Genomic DNA, 20,269 nt, shown 5'->3' on the forward strand with positions numbered 1-20,269 from the left:
CACCCCAAGCCTCAAAGAAACGGTTGCTTTGGTTTAGCTGCGCGTATGTACGCAAGCACCCGCTGAATACGTCGCCGCAATCGCGCGGTCGTCGGCCAGGATCGCGAGTGCAAACAGCTGCTCTTCCAGGCTGTCCGTTGTCGCGCTGCGGCGCGCCAGCAATGGCGTCGCCTTCGGATCGAGCACGATGAAGTCGGCGTCGCAGCCGGCCGCAAAATTACCGATCGTACCTTCCAGTTGCAGCGCGCGCGCGCCGCCCAGCGTCGCCATGTAGAACATGCGCTGCGCGGCCAGATGCGTGCCGGCCATGCGGCCGACCTTGTACAGCTCATTCATCGTCTGCAGCATCGAGAAGCTGGTGCCGCCGCCCACGTCAGTCGCCAGCGACACCGGCATGCGCAGCTTGTCGGCATTGGCGAAATCGAACAGGCCGCTGCCGAGGAACAGGTTGGACGTCGGGCACACGGTCGCCACCGATTGCGTCGCCGCCATGCGCGCGCGGTCGGCGTCGTCCAGCCAGATGCAGTGCGCATACAGTGCGCGCTCGCGCATCAGGCCGTATTGGTCGTAGACGTCGAGATAGCTGCGGCAGTCGGGGAAGAGTTCCTTGACCCATTTCACCTCATCGGTGTTTTCGGCAACGTGGGTCTGGATGTAGGTGTCGCGGTATTGCGTCGCCAGTTCGCCGGCCAGCTTCAGTTGCGCCGGCGTCGAGGTCGGTGCAAAACGCACTGTGATCGCGTAGTGCTGACGGCCCTTGTTGTGCCAGCGATTGATCAGATCTTCGGTTTCGCGCGCGCCGCTCTCAGCCGTATCGCGCAGGAAGTCCGGCGCATTGCGGTCCATCAGGCATTTGCCGGCCACCATGCGCAGGTTCAGTGCGCTGCTGCGGGTGAAGAAGGCATCGACCGATTGCGGATGCACGGTGCAATACACTGCCGCCGTGGTGGTGCCGTTACGCAGCAGTTCAGCCAGGAAGAAGTCGGCTACTTCACTGGCATGCTCGCCGCTCTCAAAACGGCGCTCAGCGGGGAAGGTGTAGGTGTTCAGCCACGGCAGCAAGCCCGGTGCGGGCGAGCCGATGATGTCGGTCTGCGGATAGTGGACGTGGGTGTCGATGAAACCGGGCGTGATGATCTTGCCGCGGTAGTCATGCAATTCACAATCGGCGGGCAGGGAAGCGGACAGCTTGCTGTAGTCCCCGGCCGCGACGATCTTGCCGTCGGTGACGATCAGGAGGCCGTCGCTATGCCATTGCGTGGCATGTTCGTCGAAGGCGGGGTCGTTGCGGAAATGGAGCAGGCTGGCGCGATAGGCTTGCACGTGGGAAGTCATGATGATCCTTTTAGGCTATTCGGTTGCGTGCTGCCCTGCATAGGCGTGAGCGGCAACTGCGACAACCGAATGATACTGGTATGGGGTAAAACTACGCTGGAACAGATACTGCCGAGGCGACGGTCCGGTTGTCCTTTTAGCTCCGGCCGTCCAGCATCTGTGTGGCCAGTCTCGCCTTGAACTTGCGATCCGGCTGTTGGAAGCGGATTTCCCATAACTGCATCAGTTGCGCCACCACCGCGATCGCGATGCTGGCGGGTTCCTTGCCATAGATGCCCGGAATACCGATCGGGCAGGTCATCTTGTTCAACTGCTCTTGCGTGATGCCGCGATCGAGCAGGCGGTGTTCGAATTGCTTGCGCTTGGTGTACGAGCCGATCAGGCCGTACCAGCCGATGTCTTCGCGCTTGAGGATGCGTTCGCTTAGTTGCTGGTCCAGCGCATGGCTGTGCGTCATCACGAGGAAGTAAGCGCCCGGTTCGGCCATGTCCACCACGGCATTGGGTACGTCGGTGGCTTCCACCGTCACCTGCATCGGCAGATCGGGCGGGAACATGTCTTCGCGCTCATCCACCCACAGCACGCGGCAGGGCAGGGTTGCCAGCACGCGCACAATGGCCGCGCCGACGTGGCCGGCGCCAAACAGCACCACCTGCGGCTGATGCGCGCGGCAGCGGTCCAGCAGCCAGCGGCGGCCGTAGCGGTCTTCCGTCACGTGTGTATTGCCGGCGTTGCGGAACATCGCCGCGTCGAGGCCGTTGTCGGGCGCGCTCAGGTCGCAGGTTTCGCCTTCCAGTTCATACAGCAGCGTCGGCTCGCTAGCCTCCAGCGCAACTGCGCGCCAGACGTCGACACCGTTGCGCCAATGATGTTCCAGCTCGCTCAGCATCGCGCCTGTACGCGCATCGCTGTGCTGATCGATACGTTCAAAGGCGAGGAATACCACACCGCCGCAGCATTGACCCAGACTCGGTCCGAGCGCGATGCGTTCGAATTTGCGGGTGCTGGAGAATACCGCCGGATCAGCGACCAGCATGTCGCGTGCAATCTGCGCCGCACGCCATTCCAGATGACCGCCGCCGATGGTGTCGTACTGGCCGTCGGCCGTAAACACCATGCGCGCACCCGCCTCGCGCGGCGTCGACCCTTGAATGGTCGCTACCGTTACCAATACCGCCGGGATGGCGGTGGTGTGCAAGTCTTTGAGTGCGGCAAGCCATGTGGTCATGAATTCCCCTGAGTCGTGGTCAACAAAACGTCGCTGGCGGCGTTGCGTCTCCTCGCCATACTGCTCGTACTGTCTGCGTCGGCGCGCCTTGCCATCAACATTTTGTTGACCACTCCGGTTAATAAAAATTACTGCGTAACTTGTGCAGCCTTGACTGCATCAATCGCATCCAGAATCGCCTCGCTGGTCGCCGGTGCGCGCAGCGGCGGATTGATGCGATGTTCGCCCACGGCCGATACCGCATCGCGGATCGCCAGCAAGACCGAGAACGGCAGCAGCAGCGGCGGTTCGCCGGTCGCCTTGGAGCGGTGGATGGTGTCCGAGACGTTGCTGTTCTTGAACAGCTGCGTGCGGAAATCCGTTGGGCAGTCCGATACCGCCGGAATCTTGTAGGTCGACGGCGCATGCGTCATCAGCTTGCCGTCCTTGTTCCACCACAATTCTTCCGTCGTCAGCCAGCCCATGCCCTGGATGAAGCCGCCTTCCACCTGGCCGACGTCGATCGCCGGGTTCAGGCTTTCGCCGGCGTCGTACAGCAAGTCGGCGCGAATCAGGCGCCACTCGCCGGTCAGCGTATCGACCACCACTTCAGCGACTGCCGCGCCATAGGCAAAGTAGAAGAACGGATGACCGGTCATGGTCTTGGAATTCCAGTGCACCTTCGGCGTCGAGTAGAAACCGTCCGACCACAACTGCACGCGTTGCAGGTAAGCCTGCATCACCAGCTGGTCGAAAGGAATCGATTGCTCACCCACAGACACCAGACCGTCGGCGAAGCGCACGTCGGCCGCCTCGGCGCTGAAATGCTTGGCCGCCACTTGGGCCAGCCGTGCACGGATTTGCAAAGCGGCATCTTGCGCCGCCTTGCCGTTGAGGTCGCTGCCGGTTGACGCGGCGGTGGCCGAGGTATTGGCGATCTTGCTGGTGTCGGTAGCCGTGCAGCGCACCTGATCCAGCGGCAGGCCGAGCGCATTGGCGACGACTTGCGCCACCTTGGTGTTCAGACCCTGGCCCATTTCCGTGCCGCCGTGATTGACCAGCACCGAACCGTCGGTATACACGTGCACCAGCGAACCGGCCTGATTCAAATGCGGTACGTTGAACGAAATGCCGAACTTCACCGGCGTCAGCGCCATGCCGCGCTTGAGGATGGTGTTCTCGGCGTTGAAGGCGTGGATGGCCTTGCGGCGTTCCTGATAGCCGCTGGTGCGTTCGAGTTCGCTGACCAGGGCTGCGATCACATTGTCTTCCACCTTCTGGCCGTAGTGCGTCGTGTTGCGCGCATCCGGACCGTCGCCGTCGCTGCTGCCGTAGAAATTGGCGCGGCGCACTTCCAGCGCATCCTTGCCGAGATTGCGGGCGATTTCGTCGATGATGTATTCGATGGCGATCGCGCCTTGCGGGCCGCCGAAGCCGCGGAAAGCGGTGTTCGACTGCGTATTTGTCTTGCCGCACATGGCGTGGATTTCCACATCCGACAGGTAGTAGGCATTGTCGAAGTGGCACACGGCGCGGGTCGCCACCGGACCCGACAAGTCGGCCGAGAAACCGGCGCGCGACACCATGTCGATCTTCGCGGCGACGATGCGGCCGTTGTCGTCGTAACCGATTTCGTAATCGTAGGCGAAGCAGTGGCGCTTGCCGGTGACGATCATGTCGTCGTCGCGGTCGGCGCGCAGCTTGACCGGACGGCGCAGGCGCACCGCAGCGACTGCCGCAGCACAGGCCCACAAGGCCGATTGCGATTCCTTGCCGCCGAAACCGCCGCCCATGCGGCGGCATTCGACCAGCACGTCATGCGAGGCGACGTGCAGCACGTGCGCGAGGTGATGCTGCATTTCACTCGGGTGTTGCGTCGAGCAATACACATGCATGCCGCGGCCTTCCTTGGGAATGGCGTAAGAGATCTGGCCTTCCAGATAAAACTGCTCCTGGCCGCCGACGTCGAGCTTGCCCTTGAGCTTGTGCGGCGCCTTGTCGAAGGCTTCGGCCGGATTGCCGCGCGACAGGTGCATCGGCGGCAGCACATAGGATTCGGCCTCGTGCGCGGCGCGCGGCGTCAGGATGGCCGGCAGTTCTTCATAGTCGATCACGGCCTGGCGCGCAGCGCGGCGGGCGTTGTCGTGGCTGTCGGCGACAACCACAAAGATCGGCTGGCCGACGTATTGCACCAGGCCGTCGGCCAGTACCGGGTCATCCTTGATGATGGCGCCGCATTGGTTTTCGCCGGGGATATCGTCAGCGGTATAGACCGCGACCACGCCGGCGGACGCCTTGACCTTGCTCAGATCAATCGAGCGCATCCTGGCGTGAGCCTTGGTCGACAGGCCGAGCGCAGCATGCAGCGTGCCTTGCAACTCGATGATGTCGTCGGTGTAGGTGGCTTCGCCGGTCACGTGCAGGATGGCGGATTCGTGCGGATGCGGTTTGCCGACTTCGGTCCAGGCGGACAGAGCTTGGGGATTCTTGACGGACATGAATTCTTCAGTTTGCTTGTTCATTGCGTTTCCTTCCTAAGCAATCTGTGGAGCAGTAGCAGAAGCGACAGCGGCGTTTTTACCGTGCACAAAGGCGCTCACGGAAGCAGCCTGCAACGGCGCGTCGGCGCGCGTTTCCAGCCAGTAGCGATACAACAGGTTCTGTGCCGTTCTCATACGATACGCCGAAGAGGCGCGCATGTCAGAAAGCGGTGCGTAATCTTGCGCCAGCGCAAGCATTGCCGCTTTGACATTGGCTTCGCTCCACTCCTTGCCGTTGAGCTCCGCCTCGGCCAGCGCGGCGCGCTTCGGTGTCGCCGCCATACCGCCGAAAGCAATGCGAGAATCGACTACTTTGCCGCCGTCGAGACGGAAAGCAAACGACGCGCAGACCGCCGAAATATCCTGGTCGAAACGCTTCGACAACTTGTACACGCGGAAAGCAACGTCCTTGCGCGGCAGCGGCACGCGCACGCCTTGTACGAACTCGTTCGGCAGAATCGCCGACTTCTGATAGGCGATATAGAAATCCTCCAGCGGCATGATGCGCTGGCCGTCGACGCCGTACAGCATGATCTCGGTGCCGAGTGCGATCAGCCACGGCATCGAGTCGCCGATCGGCGAACCGTTGGCGACGTTGCCGCCCAGCGTGCCGGAATTGCGCACCGGCAGCGAGGCAAAGCGCTGCCACAGTTCGGTCAGCTCTTGCGGATATTGTTCGGTCAGCGCGCCGTAGGCTTTTTCCAATGTGACGCCGGCGCCGATTTCCAGCCAGCCGTCCTTGCTGGCGATATGGCGCAGTTCTTCCACCTGGCCGATGTAGATGATGTCGCCCAGGTCGCGCATGTGCTTGGTCACCCACAGGCCGACGTCGGTCGAGCCGGCCAGGATGCGCGCTTTCGGCAGTTCGCTGCGCAGCGTCGCCAGTTGCGCCAGCGTACGCGGCGCGTGGAAAGTCTGGCCGGCGTGGGTGACGCTCAAGGGCTCTTCACGCTGGATGGCGCGCAAGGCGTCCATTACCGGCGCACGGTCGAAAGTCACCTTCGGCAATTCGCCCATGCGGCGTGCCGCATCGATGATAGGACGGTAGCCGGTGCAGCGGCACAGGTTGCCGGACAGGGCATCGTCGATTTCGCGCGAAGTCGGCGTGACGTTGTCTTGTTCATGCTTGAGGTACAAGCCCCACAGCGACATCACGAAACCGGGCGTGCAGAAGCCGCATTGGGAGCCATGGCACTCCACCATGGCTTGCTGGGCAGGGTGCAGGCAGCCGTCGTTCTGCTTCAGGTCTTCCACCGTGAACAGCGCCTTGCCGTCCAGCGTCGGCACGAACTGGATGCAGGAGTTGACCGTCTTCAGTTCCAGCTCGTTGCCGCGCAACTCGCCCACGACCACCGTACAGGCGCCGCAGTCGCCTTCCGCGCAACCCTCTTTGGTGCCGGTGCAATGCAGGTCTTCGCGCAAATGCTGCAAAACGGTGCGTGTATTGGGCAGTCCATCGACTTGATGGGTCTCACCGCGGAAATAGAAGCGAATCGGTTCTGACATGGTGTGCTTTGCTATAAAAAATTGGCTATCGACTACTGACTGGTTACTGTGATTCAAGATCTGTGCCGGGACCTTTTAGAGAGAAAACTTATTTGCCGCTGCCGATTGTTGCGACAGATTGTTGAAGCTTTCTCTTTGAAAAATCCTTGTTGCTCTGTCATTGGCGCCGCCGTATGACGGCGCCAATGTTTCTATCTGCTTACCGCTTCTTGCTGTTCATCAGGCGCCGAGATACACCATCTTGAACAGGAAGATTGCCGCGATCACCCAGATCACCGCCGACACGTCCTTGACGCGGCCGGTCAGCAATTTCAGTGCGGCATAGCTGATGAAGCCCAGCGCCAGACCGTTGGCGATCGAATACGTGAACGGCATAACCAGTGCAGTGATGACAGCAGGCACGCATTCGGTGGTGTCGTTCCAGTCGATGTCGGCCAGTTCGCGCAGCATCAGGCAAGCCACGAAGAACAGCGCCGGCGCCGTCGCATAAGCCGGCACCACGCCGGCCAGCGGCGCGATGAACAGCGCCAGCAGGAACAGCACGGCAACAGCCACCGCAGTCAGGCCGGTGCGTCCGCCTGCCTGCACGCCTGCTGCACTTTCAATATAGGCAGTGGTGCTCGATGTGCCAAGCAGCGAACCGGCAACAATGGCGCCGCTGTCAGCCAGCAAGGCCTTGTTGATGCGTTCGATCTTGCCGTTCTTCACCAGACCTGCGCGTTGCGCCACGCCCATCAGCGTGCCGGTGGCGTCGAACAGTTCCACCAGGAAGAACACCAGCACCACGTTCAGCAGACCCATCGAGATCGCGCCCTTCAGGTCCAGCTGGAACAGTGTCGGCGAGACCGAGGGCGGGACGGAGAACACGCCGTTGAAGTGATTGCCGCCGAAGATGAAGCTCAGCACCGTCACGCTCAGGATGCCGATCAGCAGCGCGCCGCGCACCTTCAGCTGATCCAGCGCAACGATCACCAGGAAACCGATGATGGCCAGCACCGGTGCGGCTTCATGCAGGTTGCCCATGGTGACGAACGTGGCAGGGCTGGCGGCCACGATGCCGGCGTTCTTGAGCGAGATCAGCGCGAGGAAAAGTCCTATCCCCGCCGGTATCGCCGTACGCAATGAATGCGGAATGGCGTTGATGATCAGCTCGCGGATACGGAACAGGCTCACCAGCAGGAACAGGCAGCCGGAGATGAACACCGCGCCCAGCGCAGCCTGCCACGGAAAGCCCATGCCCTTGACCACGGCGTAAGCAAAGTAGGCATTCAACCCCATGCCCGGCGCCAGGCCGATCGGGTAATTGGCGTACAGGCCCATGATCAATGTGCCGATTGCCGCCGCCACACAGGTGGCGACGAACACCGAATCTTTTGGCATACCCGCATCCCCGAGAATGGATGGGTTGACGAAGATGATGTATGCCATCGTCAGAAAGGTCGTGAGACCGGCCAGCAGCTCGGTACGGACGGTCGTCCCGTTGTCGCTGAGTTTGAAAAATTTATCTAGAAAAGTCATGAGAATTGTCTCCGTTTACGCAGTGTGTACAGTGCGCGATTCTTTTTTATACGCCAGAAAACTTGTGGATTTCTCAGGTCCACAAAAAATGGGCGTTCTGATTTGTATCTTGTTTTGCGCCGCTTCCCATCCCTGGAAACCACCTCCGAGCAGATTGATTGCAGCGTATGTAATGTCGTTGAAATATTTGGTGAAAAAGTAAGGCATAGGGAATATCAACTATAAGCTTATGGGTATATGGTGATGAGAAAATCAAATAATGACGATTTGCCATCATTCCAATCGTGGAATTCCTGATCGGAATGTATCGAATCGCTATAAATCGCGAAATTAAGCTGTGCCAACGGGGTGTTTAACCCTTGGTCCAGTAATCCGGCTGCGAATATACCTCCTTCAGGTAATCGATAAAGAAACGCGTCTTCGCCGGCAGATGCCGTTGCTGCGGATACACAGCCATGATGTCGTAATGAGGCAGGGCGTATTCGTCCAGCACCGTGATCAGTTCGCCCGAGGCCAGTTGCGCCTGAATCTCCCAGGTGGAGCGCCACGCCAGCCCCAGTCCTTCGCTGGCCCAGCGGTGCAGCAGCTCGCCGTCGTTGCAATCCAGATTGCCTTGCGCGCGGATGATGATCGGTTTGCCGCCTTGCTGAAAATACCAGCCGCGCTGTTGCCCGCCCTGCAGGTTGAAGGCCAGGCAATTGTGATCGGCCAGATCGTCCAGCGTCTTGGGGATGCCGTTGCGGTGCAGGTATTCCGGCGCGGCGCACACCACGCGGCGATTGCTGGCCAGCTTTACCGCCACGAAGCTCGGTTCGATTGCGCCGCCGATGCGGATGCCCAGGTCATAGCCTTCACGCACCAGATCCACCACGCGGTCGGTCAGGTTGAACGAGATCTGCACTTCCGGATGATGCGCAAGAAAAGCCGGCGCATGCGGCGCCACATGCAGCCGTCCATAGGCTGCCGGCGTCGAGACCACCAGATGGCCGGTGGCCTTGTGACGGCCTTCGGCGATGCTTTTTTCCGCCACCTCGATATCGCCCAGCAGCTTGCGGCAATGATCGAGGAAGACGCTGCCTTGTTCGGTCAGCGTCAGATGCCGCGTGGTGCGATGCATGAGCTTGGTGCCGAGGCGTTTTTCCAGCGCGTCGATACGTCGGCCCAGCATCACCGGGGTGATGTTTTCTTCCAGCGCGGCGGCGGCGAGGCTGCCTTTTTCGACCACGGACACGAACGCTTCGATCTGTTTGAGTTTGTCCATAAATCCTCCTTATTCAATACTTTTACTATGTTTCCATATTTTTAGTACGGAATAAACAGATATTTACTGGCCTTATCAAACAATATTGTTGGTTATAGGATGCATCTCACTAGCTGAGGGGCATCGTTGTTTTGCTTCCGGCGCATCAGGACCTAACAACCAGGAGGCAACATGGCAAAGATGAAGGCAGTAGACGCAGCGGTATATGTGCTGGAAAAAGAGGGCTGCCTGCAAGCCTTCGGCGTGCCCGGCGCGGCGATCAATCCATTTTACTCGGCGCTCAAACGCCATGGCGGCATCCAGCACATTCTGGCGCGCCACGTCGAAGGCGCCTCGCACATGGCCGAAGGCTACACCCGCGCCAGGGCCGGCAACATCGGTATCTGCATCGGCACTTCCGGTCCTGCCGGCACCGACATGATTACCGGCCTGTACTCCGCACAAGCCGACTCGATCCCCATCCTGTGCATCACCGGCCAGGCGCCGCGTGCACGTTTGTATAAAGAAGACTTTCAGGCCGTCGATATCGAATCGATCGCCAAGCCGGTCACCAAGTGGGCCGTCACCGTGCGCGAACCGGCGCTGGTGCCGCGCGTGTTCCAGCAGGCTTTCCACCTGATGCGTTCGGGCCGTCCAGGTCCGGTGCTGATCGACCTGCCGTTCGACGTGCAAATGGCCGAGATCGAATTCGATCCCGACACCTACGAGCCGCTGCCGGTCTATCGCCCCTCGGCGACTCGCGCCCAGATCGAAAAAGCGCTGTCCATGCTCAACCAGTCCGAGCGTCCGCTGCTGACCATCGGCGGCGGCGTGATCAATGCCGATGCCGCTGAGCTGGCGGTGGAATTTGCCGAATTGACCGGCGTGCCTGTCATCCCGACCCTGATGGCGTGGGGCGCAATCCCTGACGACCACCCGCAAATGGCCGGCATGGTCGGACTGCAGACCAGCCACCGCTACGGCAACGCCACCATGCTGGCGTCCGACTTCGTGCTCGGCATCGGCAACCGCTGGGCCAACCGCCACACCGGTTCCATCGAAGTGTTCACCAAGGACCGCAAGTTCGTCCACGTGGATATCGAACCGACACAGATCGGCCGCGTGTTCGGCCCGGACTACGGCATCGTCTCCGACGCCAAGGCGGCATTGAAGCTGTTCATCGAAGTCGCCAAGGAACTGAAAGCCGCCGGCAAGCTGCCGAACCGTTCCGCCTGGCTGGCCGAATGCCAGGAGCGCAAGCGCACCATGCATCGCCGTACTCACTTCGAAGAAGTGCCGATCAAGCCGCAACGCGTCTATGAAGAGATGAACCGCGCCTTCGGCCGCGACACCTGCTACGTCAGCACCATCGGTCTGTCGCAGATCGCCGCCGCACAATTCCTGCACGTCTACAAGGATCGTCACTGGATCAACTGCGGCCAAGCCGGCCCGTTGGGCTGGACCATTCCTGCCGCGCTGGGCGTGTGCGCCGCCGATCCGCAACGCAAGGTCGTGGCGATCTCGGGTGACTACGACTTCCAGTTCATGATCGAAGAACTCGCTGTCGGCGCGCAATTCAACCTGCCATATCTGCACGTGGTGGTGAACAACTCCTATCTCGGCCTGATCCGCCAGGCACAACGCGGCTTCGAGATGGACTACTGCGTGCAGCTGGCGTTCGAAAACATCAATGCGCCTGAGCTCAACGGCTACGGCGTCGACCACGTCGCCGTGGTGGAAGGCCTGGGCTGCAAGGCGATCCGCGTCACCAACCCGAACGAAATCCAGGACGCCTTCGCCGTAGCGCAGCGCTGGATGGCCGAGTACCGCGTACCGGTGGTGGTGGAAATCATCCTGGAGCGCGTCACCAACATCGCGATGGGCACCGAGATCAACGCCGTCAACGAATTCGAAGAGCTGGCCACCAAGCGCGAACATGCGCCGACGGCAATCAGCCTGCTGGATTGAGTTTTATCAGCGTAAGAAATAAGCAGTAGTAAGCAGCAATAAGGAAGATCGCCAGAGGAGACAACGGCGGGGGAGCGTCATCACTTCTCCGTCGTCCCGGCGAATGCCGGGACCCAGCGTCGTCAGTACATCGACAGCGTTGGGAATGAGCGAAAACGACAGCGGAAAACTAAACCGGTTTGCCGGCACATGTTGCCATGTACCGAGCGAACAACCGCCGTCGCCATTGCAGTAAGCCACTGGGTCCCAGCGTTCGCTGGGACGACAGTGGTGTGTTTGACGTTGCACTAACAAGCACCACGACCACCAAGGACACACACATGACCAAACTCGCCGCCAATCTGACCATGCTCTTCACCGAGCTGCCGTTCCTGGAGCGTTTTCGCGCTGCTGCGCAAGCCAACTTCAAGGCCGTGGAATTCTTGTTCCCGTACGCTTTCGAACCGGCACAGATCGTCGAACAATTGCGCAAGAACGAACTGGAACTGGTGCTGCACAATCTGCCTGCTGGCAACTGGGAGGCCGGTGAGCGCGGCATCGCCTGCCATCCCGACCGCATCAATGAATTCCGCCAGGGTGTCGACGACGCGATCCGCTACGCCAAGGTACTCGGCGTCAAGCAACTGAACTGCCTGGTCGGCATCCAGCCGCAAGGCGTGAGCGCTGCCGCTGCACGCGAGACCCTGGTCGCCAATCTGAAATTTGCCGCCGACAAGCTGCAAGCCGAAGGCCTCGCCTTGCTGATCGAACCGATCAACTATTTCGACATTCCCGGCTTCTTCCTCAACACCACCAAGCAGGCGGCGGAACTGATCGCCGCTACCGGCTCCAACAACCTGTTCATCCAGTACGACATCTATCACATGCAGCGGATGGAAGGCGAACTGGCCAACACCATCAAGGCCAACCTCTCGCTGATCCGCCATGTGCAACTGGCCGATAACCCGGGCCGCTTTGAGCCGGGGACGGGCGAGATCAACTACCGCTTCCTGTTCAAGTACCTGGACGAGATCGGCTATCAGGGCTGGATCGGCTGCGAATACAAGCCGAAGGCCGGAACGGTTGAGGGTCTCGGCTGGCGTGCAGCACACGGCCTGTGATTCAGGTTTAAAGCGAATTCATTTATCTATCTTAGAGGAGGCACATCATGGCGAAAGTCGGATTCATCGGATTGGGCATCATGGGTTCGCCCATGGCGGAAAACCTGCAAAAGGGCGGCCACAAGCTCTACCTGCACGATCAAAAAAACCCTCCGGCAGCACTGATCGAAGGCGGCGCCACCGTCTGCACATCGGGCGCTGAAGTCGCCAAGCGCGCCGACATCATCATCGTGATGGTGCCGGATACCCCGCACGTGGAAGCAGTGCTGTTCAGCAAAGGCGGCGTTGCTGAAGGGCTGACCGCCGGCAAGATCGTGGTCGACATGAGTTCGATCTCGCCGATCGCCACCAAGGGCTTTGCGCAAAAGATCAACGCACTAGGTTGCGAATACCTGGACGCACCGGTGTCCGGCGGTGAAGTCGGCGCCAAGGCAGCGTCGCTGACCATCATGGTCGGCGGCAACGAGTCCGCGTTCAACGACGTCAAGCCATTGTTTGAACTGATGGGCAAGAACATCACGCTGGTTGGCGGCAATGGCGACGGTCAGACCACCAAGGTGGCGAACCAGATCATCGTTGCACTGAATATTCAGGCAGTGGCTGAAGCGCTGTTGTTTGCTTCCAAGGCCGGTGCAGATCCTGCGCGTGTGCGCCAGGCGCTGATGGGCGGGTTTGCTTCGTCGCGCATTCTGGAAGTGCATGGCGAGCGCATGGTCAAGCGCACCTTCAATCCTGGTTTCCGTATCGAGCTGCATCAGAAGGATTTGAATCTGGCTTTGCAGGGGGCCAAGGCGCTGGGCGTCAGCTTGCCTAATACGGCTACTGCGCAGGAGTTGATGAATGCTTGTGCGGCCAATGGGATGAGTGGGTTGGATCACTCGGCGTTGTGCCGGGCGATTGAGTTGATGTCGAATCATGAGATTGCCAAGGGTTAATTGGCAGCTTGCCAAGGGCTTGTCGTCCTGACGTAAGTCAGGACCCAGCGGCGTTTGTTGTCCCGACTGGGCAGCTGTCTGTAGCTGATTCTTTTCGTTCTTCGGACGACCGTGCCGGGGGTAGCCCGGCGGCTACTTACTTTCTTTGCTTCGCCAGAGAAAGTAAGCAAAGAAAGGGCTGGAGCACTGCTCCAACATAACTGGGTCGTAGCTCTCTTCGAGGGTTCCCGGCGCCAGCAGGTGAAAATCGGGAAGGGAAAACAACTCGCTACGCTCAGACATTTTTCCCTTCTTAATCCGATTTTCATCTGCTGACCCCGGCTACTCTCAAGCGGACTTCGAGGCGGGCTCGCTGCGCATCGCCCTAGGTATAGCTGTGGTTCGAATTTTTCTGGTCTCTTTAGGTTCGTCGTTCCAACGAAAGTTGGAACCCAGCGTCGTGAAGAAGGTTGAGTGATGCGCTGACGCCACTGGATCCCAGCGTCCGCTGGGACGATGAACGAATTAGCGACAACGAACGTTTGATAGCGCGATGCCGACGCCGGGAACCCCCGAAAGGGTCTACGACCCAGCGGTCGCTTCTTTTGTTTACTTTTCTTGGCGAGACAAGAAAAGTGAGTAGCCGCCGGGCTACCCCCGGCAGGGTGGTCCGAAGAATGAAAAGAATCGGCAGCCACTCAAGCATGTCGGAAAAAAGGATTAAAAACAATGCAATCGCCTCGCCAATTTCTCCTCGACCTCTACACCGCAGCCGTCTCCGCAGTAAGCGCAGAAAAATCCCTCCCATCCTTCTTGCCGGAACCCCCAAAGCAGGGAAGAACCCTGGTAATAGGCGCAGGAAAAGGCGCAGCAGCCATGGCCAAAACAGTAGAGCAGCACTGGCCCGGCGAGCTATCAGGCTTGGTAGTAACCAGGTACGGCCACGGCGCCGACTGCCAACACATCGAAGTCGTCGAAGCCTCCCACCCTGTCCCCGACGAAGCCGGCAGAAAAGCCGCCTCCCGCATGCTCGAGATGGTCAACGGCCTCAGCAAAGACGACCTCGTCCTCTGCCTGATCTCCGGCGGCGGCTCCGCGCTACTCGCACTTCCAGCTGAAGGCATCACCCTCGAACAAAAGCAGGGCATCAACAAATCCCTGCTCAAAAGCGGCGCCAACATCTTTGAAATGAACTGCGTCCGCAAACATCTCTCCGCCATCAAAGGCGGTCGCCTCGCACTGGCCTGTGCGCCGGCGCGTGTGGTGACGCTGATGATTTCCGATATTCCCGGCGACGACCCCGGCATCATCGCCAGCGGCCCGACCTTGCCCGACGCCACCACCTGCGCCGACGCGCTGGCGGTGCTGCGCAAATACAAGATCGAGATTCCGCCATCGGTGCAAGCGCACCTAGAATCCGGCATCGGCGAAACCCCCAAGCCCGGCGATGAACGCCTCAAAGCAAATGAACACCACGTCATCGCCACCGCCCAGCAAGCCCTGCAGGCGGCAGCCGCTACCGCCATCGCAGCAGGCATTACGCCCTACATCCTGTCCGACGACATGGAAGGCGAAGCACGCGACATCGGCCTCGCCCACGCTGCCATCGCCAGACAGATCGCCCAGTACGACCAGCCGTTCAAGAAACCCTGCGTGCTGATCTCCGGCGGCGAAACCACCGTCACCGTGCGCGGCACTGGTCGCGGCGGACGCAATGCGGAATTCTTGTTGAGCCTCGCCAATGCCCTCAACGGCGCACCCGGCATGCACGCAATCGCCTGCGATACGGACGGCATTGACGGTTCGGAAGACAACGCCGGTGCGATCTATCAGCCGGACTCCATGAAGCGCGCCGAAGAACTCGGCCTCAATCCTAAAGCGCTGCTGGAGAACAACGACGGCTACGGCTTCTTCAGTGCGCTCGGCGACCTTGTCGTCAGCGGCCCGACCAGAACCAACGTGAACGACTTCCGCGCCATTTTTATTCTCTAAAAAAATATATCCCCGTCGTCCCAGCGAAGGCTGGGACCCAGTGTCGTGCGTTTCATCAAATAAAACAAATGACGCCGCAAACCAACAACCCAAGGAGACCCGTCCATGCGACGTCAACGCCAGGCAAAAATCGTAGCCACACTCGGCCCAGCCAGCGCCACCAAAGAAATGATCAAAGCCCTGTTCGAAGCTGGCGCCGATGTGTTCCGCTTCAACTTCAGCCACGGCACCCATGCCGACCACCACGCCCGTTTTGAAATCGTGCGCGCCGTCGAGCGCGAAGTTGGCCGTCCGATCGCCATCCTCGCTGACCTGCAAGGCCCCAAGCTGCGTGTCGGCCAGTTCGCCGACGGCAAGGTTCAGTTGGAAGCAGGGCAGGAGTTCGTCCTCGACAGCGACACCACGCCCGGCGACAACACCCGCGTCTGCCTGCCGCATGCCGAACTGTTTGAAGTCATCGCCGCCGGCCAGTCGCTGCTGCTCGACGACGGCAAGCTGCGGCTGCAAGTGCTCGATAGTGATGGCCAACGCATCCGTACCAAAGTCATCAACGGCGGCGCCTTGTCCGACCGCAAGGGCGTCAACGTACCCGACGCCGTGCTGCCGATTCCAGCACTCACCGAGAAGGACAAACGCGACCTGTCCTTCGCACTGGAACTCGGCGTCGACTGGATCGCGCTGTCTTTCGTCCAGCGTCCGGAAGACGTGCTCGAAGCGCGCGCCCTGATCAACGGCCGCGCCGCCGTGCTGTCCAAGCTGGAAAAGCCAGCCGCTCTCGACCGCCTCGACGAAATCGTCCAGGCCTCCGACGCCATCATGGTCGCGCGCGGCGACCTTGGCGTCGAGCTGCCGCCGGAGCGTGTCCCCGGCACGCAAAAGCGCATCCTGCGCGTCTGCCGCCAACACGGCCGCCCGATCGTCATCGCCACCCAGATGCTGGAATCCATGATCACGAGTCCCGTGCCGACCCGTGCCGAAGTTTCCGACGTCGCCAGCGCCATCTACGACGGCTCCGACGCCGTCATGCTGTCAGCCGAATCCGCCAACGGCGCTTACCCGCTGCAAGCCGTCGCCATGATGGACCGCGTCATCAGCGAAGTCGAACGCGACCCGCTCTACCGCAACATGCTCGACGCACAGCAAGAGACGCCGCAAGCCAACAGTTCGGACGCCATCTGCTCGGCCTTGCGCGACGTCACACGTATCGTCGGCGCCACCGCCACCGTGACCTACACCAGCTCCGGCCACACCAGCCTGCGCGCCGCCCGCGAACGCCCGATGGCGCCGATCCTGAGCATCACGCCCAAGATCGCGACCGCGCGTAAGTTGGCGTTGGTCTGGGGCGTGCACTCAACGATCAGCGACCAGGTCCACAACGAAAGCGAAATGGTCAGCGCCGCATGCCAGACGGCATTGAAGGAAGGGTTTGCAAAGAAAGGCGATCAGATCGCCATCACCGCCGGCATGCCGTTCGGGCAGCCGGGGAGCACCAATTTGTTGAGGTTGGCGGAGGTGTGGGGAGATACTTCAAGTAATTGAATATGGTCGTTATGGAGCTGTTCCAGCAAGGACTTTACAACCTGACTCCATGAGATCTTTGTCGTAAGTGACAATTGAGGCGCCATCGATCTGACCTTTTACATAGGGATCTTTACTCGCCTCAAGCTTCTTTATTGCGTCTCTCGTTTTCTGGTCAAATCCACTTTTGTCAGAAGAAAAGATTGCATCAATTTTTCCCTTCAGGTCAGGATAGGTTTTAAGGCAGTTTCTTTTCATAGCAATCGCGGTGAGTGCATTTTTCTTAATGTCTGAATATATATTCGTTGCAATGTCGGCTGCTCGTGCAAGAACTGCTTGCTGGTCTCTGTCCAAGGCGGGTGTGGCATCTTGCGCGAACAGATGACCACTGAAGAATGCGGCAAGAATAAACACCTTGCTTCGTGGATGTATGAAGTTCATTTAATTTCCTTGTGCAATTTGTTGACGATATCGAGATGGTTTCCAAGCACTGCCTTCTGCTGCTTTCCACTCAAACTCCCCAGCGCCTTCTCATAAGACCACTGCACCAACTCCTTCAGATAATCCTCCGGCATGCTGCGCACATCCACAATCGTGACCCAGTGAAAGCGCGCCATATAACGCGCAGGCTTGATGCCGGGCATGCCGGTCAGCTCAAGGAAACGGTCGGGACTGGCACGGAAGCTGAAGCGCCATTTTTCCGGATCGCTGGTTTTGAACCAGGCGAAGTTTTTCTCGCCGACGGAGTAGACCAGGATATTGGAGGGCGGCAGCGCGAGACGGGATGTTGCCGCCGGCAATGCCTCGCAGAATTTTTTTAGTTGGGTGGTGTTCATACCTGAACGAGAGGGTTTCGTGAGGAAGCATGGAACGAGTAATGAGTCACTTGTCCAGCACGCCAAGTTTGGCTGAACCATTGATTTCTATTTTCTTGCCGACGATTTTTTTGTCCGAGTCATCCTCTATCCAGACTGCGGAATATTTTTCGCCTAGAACACCTCGCACCGTGTAGATCTTATTTGCTTCCGGCGTGAATTCAATGTCGCCTTTGACTTCATACACGGTTCTGAAGAGGACATCTATCGGCGCTGCGTAGATGGTTCTGCCTACGACGCTGACTTTCAACGGTTGAGCGGGAATCTTCCGTTCAATATTTCTGACGCTGAGATTTCTGCCTTGGCCTGCACTGGCCTTATCGGTGCTGTTGCGGCTCGATTCGATGGTCTGGCCGTTGACCGCTTCTGCATAAAACATGTCTGCATTCTTATCCCGGCTGGATGATTTTGCGGAATCCTTCAGGATCGCGACTGGGCCTGCGTAGTCTGCAGGAAGCAGGGGTGGTATGGTTGTGCAGCCGGTCAGGAGGGCGGCAATCAATGCCGCAGCGACATAGCGTGATTTGATGATTTTTCCCCTTATTTTTAGCGTGAGGCCGATTTGCCATGATTGCCATGAGCACTAGCCGGATCTGTATTTTTATCAATGATAAATGAAATCGGTGAAATGAAAAATGGCGCTGTCGCCAGCGCCATTCAAAAAAGGAAGCTTACGTACTACGCGTAATTTTTAGAACTGTTCCCAGTCGTCGTCCTTGCCGGCCGCAACTGGCGCGGGTTTGGTGGACGATGCCAGCATTGGTGTCGATACAGGCTTCGGTGCTTGTTTCAGCTGCGCCGCTTTCGGCGTGATGTTGACGGTGGCTTTCTTCGAAATGGCTGCCGATGTGCCAGACGTCGCTGCACTCTTCGCCATCTGCTGATCCAGCTTGAACACGCTCACCAGCTGCATCAGCTTGGCCGCCTGATCTTGCAGGGACTGCGCAGCCGCTGCAGATTCTTCGACCAGCGCTGCATTCTGCTGCGTGGTCTCATCGATGTTGGTGATGGCGCGGCCGACTTCTTCGATGCCCTGGCTTTGTTCCTGGCTGGCGGCGCTGATTTCGCCGACGATATCCGTTACCCGTTTTACACTGGCGACGACTTCGGTCATGGTGGTGCCGGCTTGTTCGACCAGTTTGCTGCCGGTGTCGACCTTGGCGACAGAGTCGTCGATGAGGATCTTGATTTCCTTGGCGGCGGCGGCGCTGCGCTGAGCCAGGCTGCGTACTTCGCTGGCGACGACTGCGAAGCCGCGGCCTTGTTCGCCGGCGCGGGCTGCTTCGACGGCGGCGTTCAAGGCGAGGATGTTGGTCTGGAAGGCGATGCCGTCGATCACGCCGATGATGTCGACGATCTTCTTGGACGAGTCGTTGATCGAGCTCATGGTGTCGACTACCTGGCCGACCACGGTACCGCCGTCCACTGCGACGCTGGAGGCGGACACGGCGAGCTGGTTGGCCTGGCGGGCGTTGTCGGCATTTTGCCTGACGGTGGAGGTGAGTTCTTCCATGGCCGAGGCAGTTTCCTCCAGCGAGCCGGCTTGCTGTTCGGTGCGCGCCGACAGGTCCATGTTGCCGGTGGCGATTTCGCTGGAGGCGGTGGCGATGGTGTCGGTGCCTTGCCGCACCTGGCTGACGATGTTGTAGAGGTTGCCGTTCATGGTCTGCAACGCTGACATGAGCTGACCGGTTTCGTCGGTGGATTTGACTTCAACCTTGGTGGTGAGGTCGCCGTCGGCGACGCGGCGGGCGACGTCGACTGCTTCGGTCAGCGGGCGCGTGATGCTGCGCGAGACCAGCCACGCGACGGCGGCCGACAGCAGCAGGGTGATGCCGGCGAGCGTGTTGATGATCATGCGGGCGCTGCCGGATTCGCTGCTGGCCTTGTCGCCGGCGGCGTCCATCAGACCGCCCTGATAATCGAACATGGCGTCGAGTGCGATGAAGTACTTGATCTGCAGCGGCATGAACTGTTGCGGCAGATAGGCCTTGGCGTCATCGATCTGACCGGCCAGCGCCAGCTTCATGAGGCCGTCGCGCACCGGGATGTAGGCGTCGCGCGCGGTCATGGCATCTTTGACGTAGCGCTTGTCTTCATCGGTTTTTGCAATCGATTGCATTTGCGCGAGACTGTCGTTCATCTTTTTGTCGGCAGCCGTTGCGTCATTGACGAGATATTTGATCTTGTCGGCGTCGCTGGTCAGCATGATGTCGCGCAAGTCGATGGCGATCTTGTTGACCTGGATCTGGATGGTGTTTGCCAGCACGGTTTTGGGATAACGGTCTTTGGTGATCAGGTTGATGCCGTCGTTGAGGCGGCCCAATTGGATATTGCTGAGCGCCGTGATGGCGACCAGCAGGACGATCACGATGCCGAAGCCGATGGTCAGGCGTTGGCCGATTTTCATGTTGGCGATTTTCATGGGATACCTTTGCTGGTTCAGTAGGCTGCAAAACGTAACGTCATTGCTGGCGTTGTTACTCAAAAGGCAATTCTTGTGCCAAGAGCTCGATTCGTTTGTGATGCGTTTCCACCGTGCAATTGTGTCGCCGG

The 20,269-nt window shown here is 59.5% G+C and carries 15 protein-coding genes; 5 read left to right on the top strand and 10 right to left on the bottom strand.

Going from position 1 to position 20,269, the window contains the following annotated elements:
- Nucleotides 1-33 precede the first annotated feature (33 nt).
- The 6 genes from guaD to AC1RN6_RS22120 form a co-directional block, all read right to left on the bottom strand.
- Complete coding sequence (guaD, locus tag AC1RN6_RS22095; RefSeq protein WP_493007608.1) at nt 34-1,335, bottom strand: guanine deaminase; 1,302 nt, start codon at nt 1,333-1,335, stop codon at nt 34-36.
- A gap of 136 nt (nt 1,336-1,471) precedes the next feature.
- Complete coding sequence (gene xdhC, locus AC1RN6_RS22100) at nt 1,472-2,563, bottom strand: xanthine dehydrogenase accessory protein XdhC (protein WP_493007609.1); 1,092 nt, start codon at nt 2,561-2,563, stop codon at nt 1,472-1,474.
- A gap of 128 nt (nt 2,564-2,691) precedes the next feature.
- A complete protein-coding gene (xdhB, locus tag AC1RN6_RS22105) occupies nt 2,692-5,064 on the bottom strand; it encodes a xanthine dehydrogenase molybdopterin binding subunit (RefSeq protein ID WP_493007610.1) in 2,373 nt (790 codons plus the stop codon).
- A 12-nt stretch (nt 5,065-5,076) separates the two neighbouring features.
- Nucleotides 5,077-6,588: a xanthine dehydrogenase small subunit gene (gene xdhA, locus AC1RN6_RS22110; protein WP_493007611.1), complete on the bottom strand. Its 1,512-nt coding sequence runs from the start codon at nt 6,586-6,588 to the stop codon at nt 5,077-5,079.
- Nucleotides 6,589-6,807: 219 nt separating this feature from the next.
- Nucleotides 6,808-8,106 carry an NCS2 family permease gene (locus tag AC1RN6_RS22115; protein ID WP_094564782.1) on the bottom strand — a complete coding sequence of 433 codons (1,299 nt, stop codon included), beginning with the start codon at nt 8,104-8,106 and terminating at the stop codon, nt 6,808-6,810.
- Nucleotides 8,107-8,458: 352 nt separating this feature from the next.
- On the bottom strand, nt 8,459-9,367 hold the full coding sequence (locus AC1RN6_RS22120) for a LysR family transcriptional regulator (RefSeq protein WP_493007612.1): 909 nt from the start codon (nt 9,365-9,367) through the stop codon (nt 8,459-8,461).
- A gap of 171 nt (nt 9,368-9,538) precedes the next feature.
- Between AC1RN6_RS22120 and gcl the strand changes: the two genes are divergently transcribed.
- The 5 genes from gcl to pyk all read left to right on the top strand — a co-directional run bounded on the left by gcl (nt 9,539) and on the right by pyk (nt 16,859).
- Nucleotides 9,539-11,314, top strand: a complete 1,776-nt coding sequence (gcl, locus tag AC1RN6_RS22125; RefSeq protein WP_493007613.1) for a glyoxylate carboligase — start codon at nt 9,539-9,541, stop codon at nt 11,312-11,314.
- A 320-nt stretch (nt 11,315-11,634) separates the two neighbouring features.
- Complete coding sequence (gene hyi, locus AC1RN6_RS22130; RefSeq protein ID WP_493007614.1) at nt 11,635-12,414, top strand: hydroxypyruvate isomerase; 780 nt, start codon at nt 11,635-11,637, stop codon at nt 12,412-12,414.
- 47 nt (nt 12,415-12,461) lie between these two features.
- The gene (gene glxR / locus AC1RN6_RS22135) at nt 12,462-13,349 is read left to right on the top strand and encodes a 2-hydroxy-3-oxopropionate reductase (RefSeq protein ID WP_493007615.1); all 888 of its coding nucleotides are present in this window, start codon (nt 12,462-12,464) and stop codon (nt 13,347-13,349) included.
- Between the two features lie 708 nt (nt 13,350-14,057).
- Nucleotides 14,058-15,320, top strand: coding sequence for a glycerate kinase type-2 family protein (locus tag AC1RN6_RS22140; protein ID WP_493007616.1), 1,263 nt, complete (start codon nt 14,058-14,060; stop codon nt 15,318-15,320).
- 105 nt (nt 15,321-15,425) lie between these two features.
- Entirely contained in the window at nt 15,426-16,859 is a 1,434-nt protein-coding gene (gene pyk / locus AC1RN6_RS22145) for a pyruvate kinase (RefSeq protein WP_493007617.1), read from the top strand.
- A 9-nt stretch (nt 16,860-16,868) separates the two neighbouring features.
- On the opposite strand, the gene AC1RN6_RS22150 is transcribed toward pyk, so the two are convergent.
- The 4 genes from AC1RN6_RS22150 to AC1RN6_RS22165 form a co-directional block, all read right to left on the bottom strand.
- A complete protein-coding gene (locus AC1RN6_RS22150) occupies nt 16,869-17,279 on the bottom strand; it encodes a hypothetical protein (protein ID WP_493007619.1) in 411 nt (136 codons plus the stop codon).
- Nucleotides 17,276-17,674, bottom strand: a complete 399-nt coding sequence (locus tag AC1RN6_RS22155) for an MmcQ/YjbR family DNA-binding protein (RefSeq protein ID WP_493007620.1) — start codon at nt 17,672-17,674, stop codon at nt 17,276-17,278. The genes AC1RN6_RS22150 and AC1RN6_RS22155 overlap by 4 nt, the downstream gene beginning before the upstream one ends.
- A 46-nt stretch (nt 17,675-17,720) precedes the next feature.
- Entirely contained in the window at nt 17,721-18,215 is a 495-nt protein-coding gene (locus tag AC1RN6_RS22160) for a hypothetical protein (RefSeq protein ID WP_493007621.1), read from the bottom strand.
- Between the two features lie 189 nt (nt 18,216-18,404).
- Nucleotides 18,405-20,138 carry a methyl-accepting chemotaxis protein gene (locus tag AC1RN6_RS22165; protein ID WP_493007622.1) on the bottom strand — a complete coding sequence of 578 codons (1,734 nt, stop codon included), beginning with the start codon at nt 20,136-20,138 and terminating at the stop codon, nt 18,405-18,407.
- Nucleotides 20,139-20,269: the final 131 nt, after the last annotated feature.

This window comes from Herbaspirillum sp. GW822-FHT03A08, from assembly GCF_058801885.1.

Bases quoted from the DNA above. Each gene is read 5' to 3' on its own strand.
- guaD (WP_493007608.1), bottom strand. From the start codon at position 1,335: ATGACTTCCCACGTGCAAGCCTATCGCGCCAGCCTGCTCCATTTCCGC.
- xdhC (WP_493007609.1), bottom strand. From the start codon at position 2,563: ATGACCACATGGCTTGCCGCACTCAAAGACTTGCACACCACCGCCATC.
- xdhB (WP_493007610.1), bottom strand. From the start codon at position 5,064: ATGAACAAGCAAACTGAAGAATTCATGTCCGTCAAGAATCCCCAAGCT.
- xdhA (WP_493007611.1), bottom strand. From the start codon at position 6,588: ATGTCAGAACCGATTCGCTTCTATTTCCGCGGTGAGACCCATCAAGTC.
- AC1RN6_RS22115 (WP_094564782.1), bottom strand. From the start codon at position 8,106: ATGACTTTTCTAGATAAATTTTTCAAACTCAGCGACAACGGGACGACC.
- AC1RN6_RS22120 (WP_493007612.1), bottom strand. From the start codon at position 9,367: ATGGACAAACTCAAACAGATCGAAGCGTTCGTGTCCGTGGTCGAAAAA.
- gcl (WP_493007613.1), top strand. From the start codon at position 9,539: ATGGCAAAGATGAAGGCAGTAGACGCAGCGGTATATGTGCTGGAAAAA.
- hyi (WP_493007614.1), top strand. From the start codon at position 11,635: ATGACCAAACTCGCCGCCAATCTGACCATGCTCTTCACCGAGCTGCCG.
- glxR (WP_493007615.1), top strand. From the start codon at position 12,462: ATGGCGAAAGTCGGATTCATCGGATTGGGCATCATGGGTTCGCCCATG.
- AC1RN6_RS22140 (WP_493007616.1), top strand. From the start codon at position 14,058: ATGCAATCGCCTCGCCAATTTCTCCTCGACCTCTACACCGCAGCCGTC.
- pyk (WP_493007617.1), top strand. From the start codon at position 15,426: ATGCGACGTCAACGCCAGGCAAAAATCGTAGCCACACTCGGCCCAGCC.
- AC1RN6_RS22150 (WP_493007619.1), bottom strand. From the start codon at position 17,279: ATGAACTTCATACATCCACGAAGCAAGGTGTTTATTCTTGCCGCATTC.
- AC1RN6_RS22155 (WP_493007620.1), bottom strand. From the start codon at position 17,674: ATGAACACCACCCAACTAAAAAAATTCTGCGAGGCATTGCCGGCGGCA.
- AC1RN6_RS22165 (WP_493007622.1), bottom strand. From the start codon at position 20,138: ATGAAAATCGCCAACATGAAAATCGGCCAACGCCTGACCATCGGCTTC.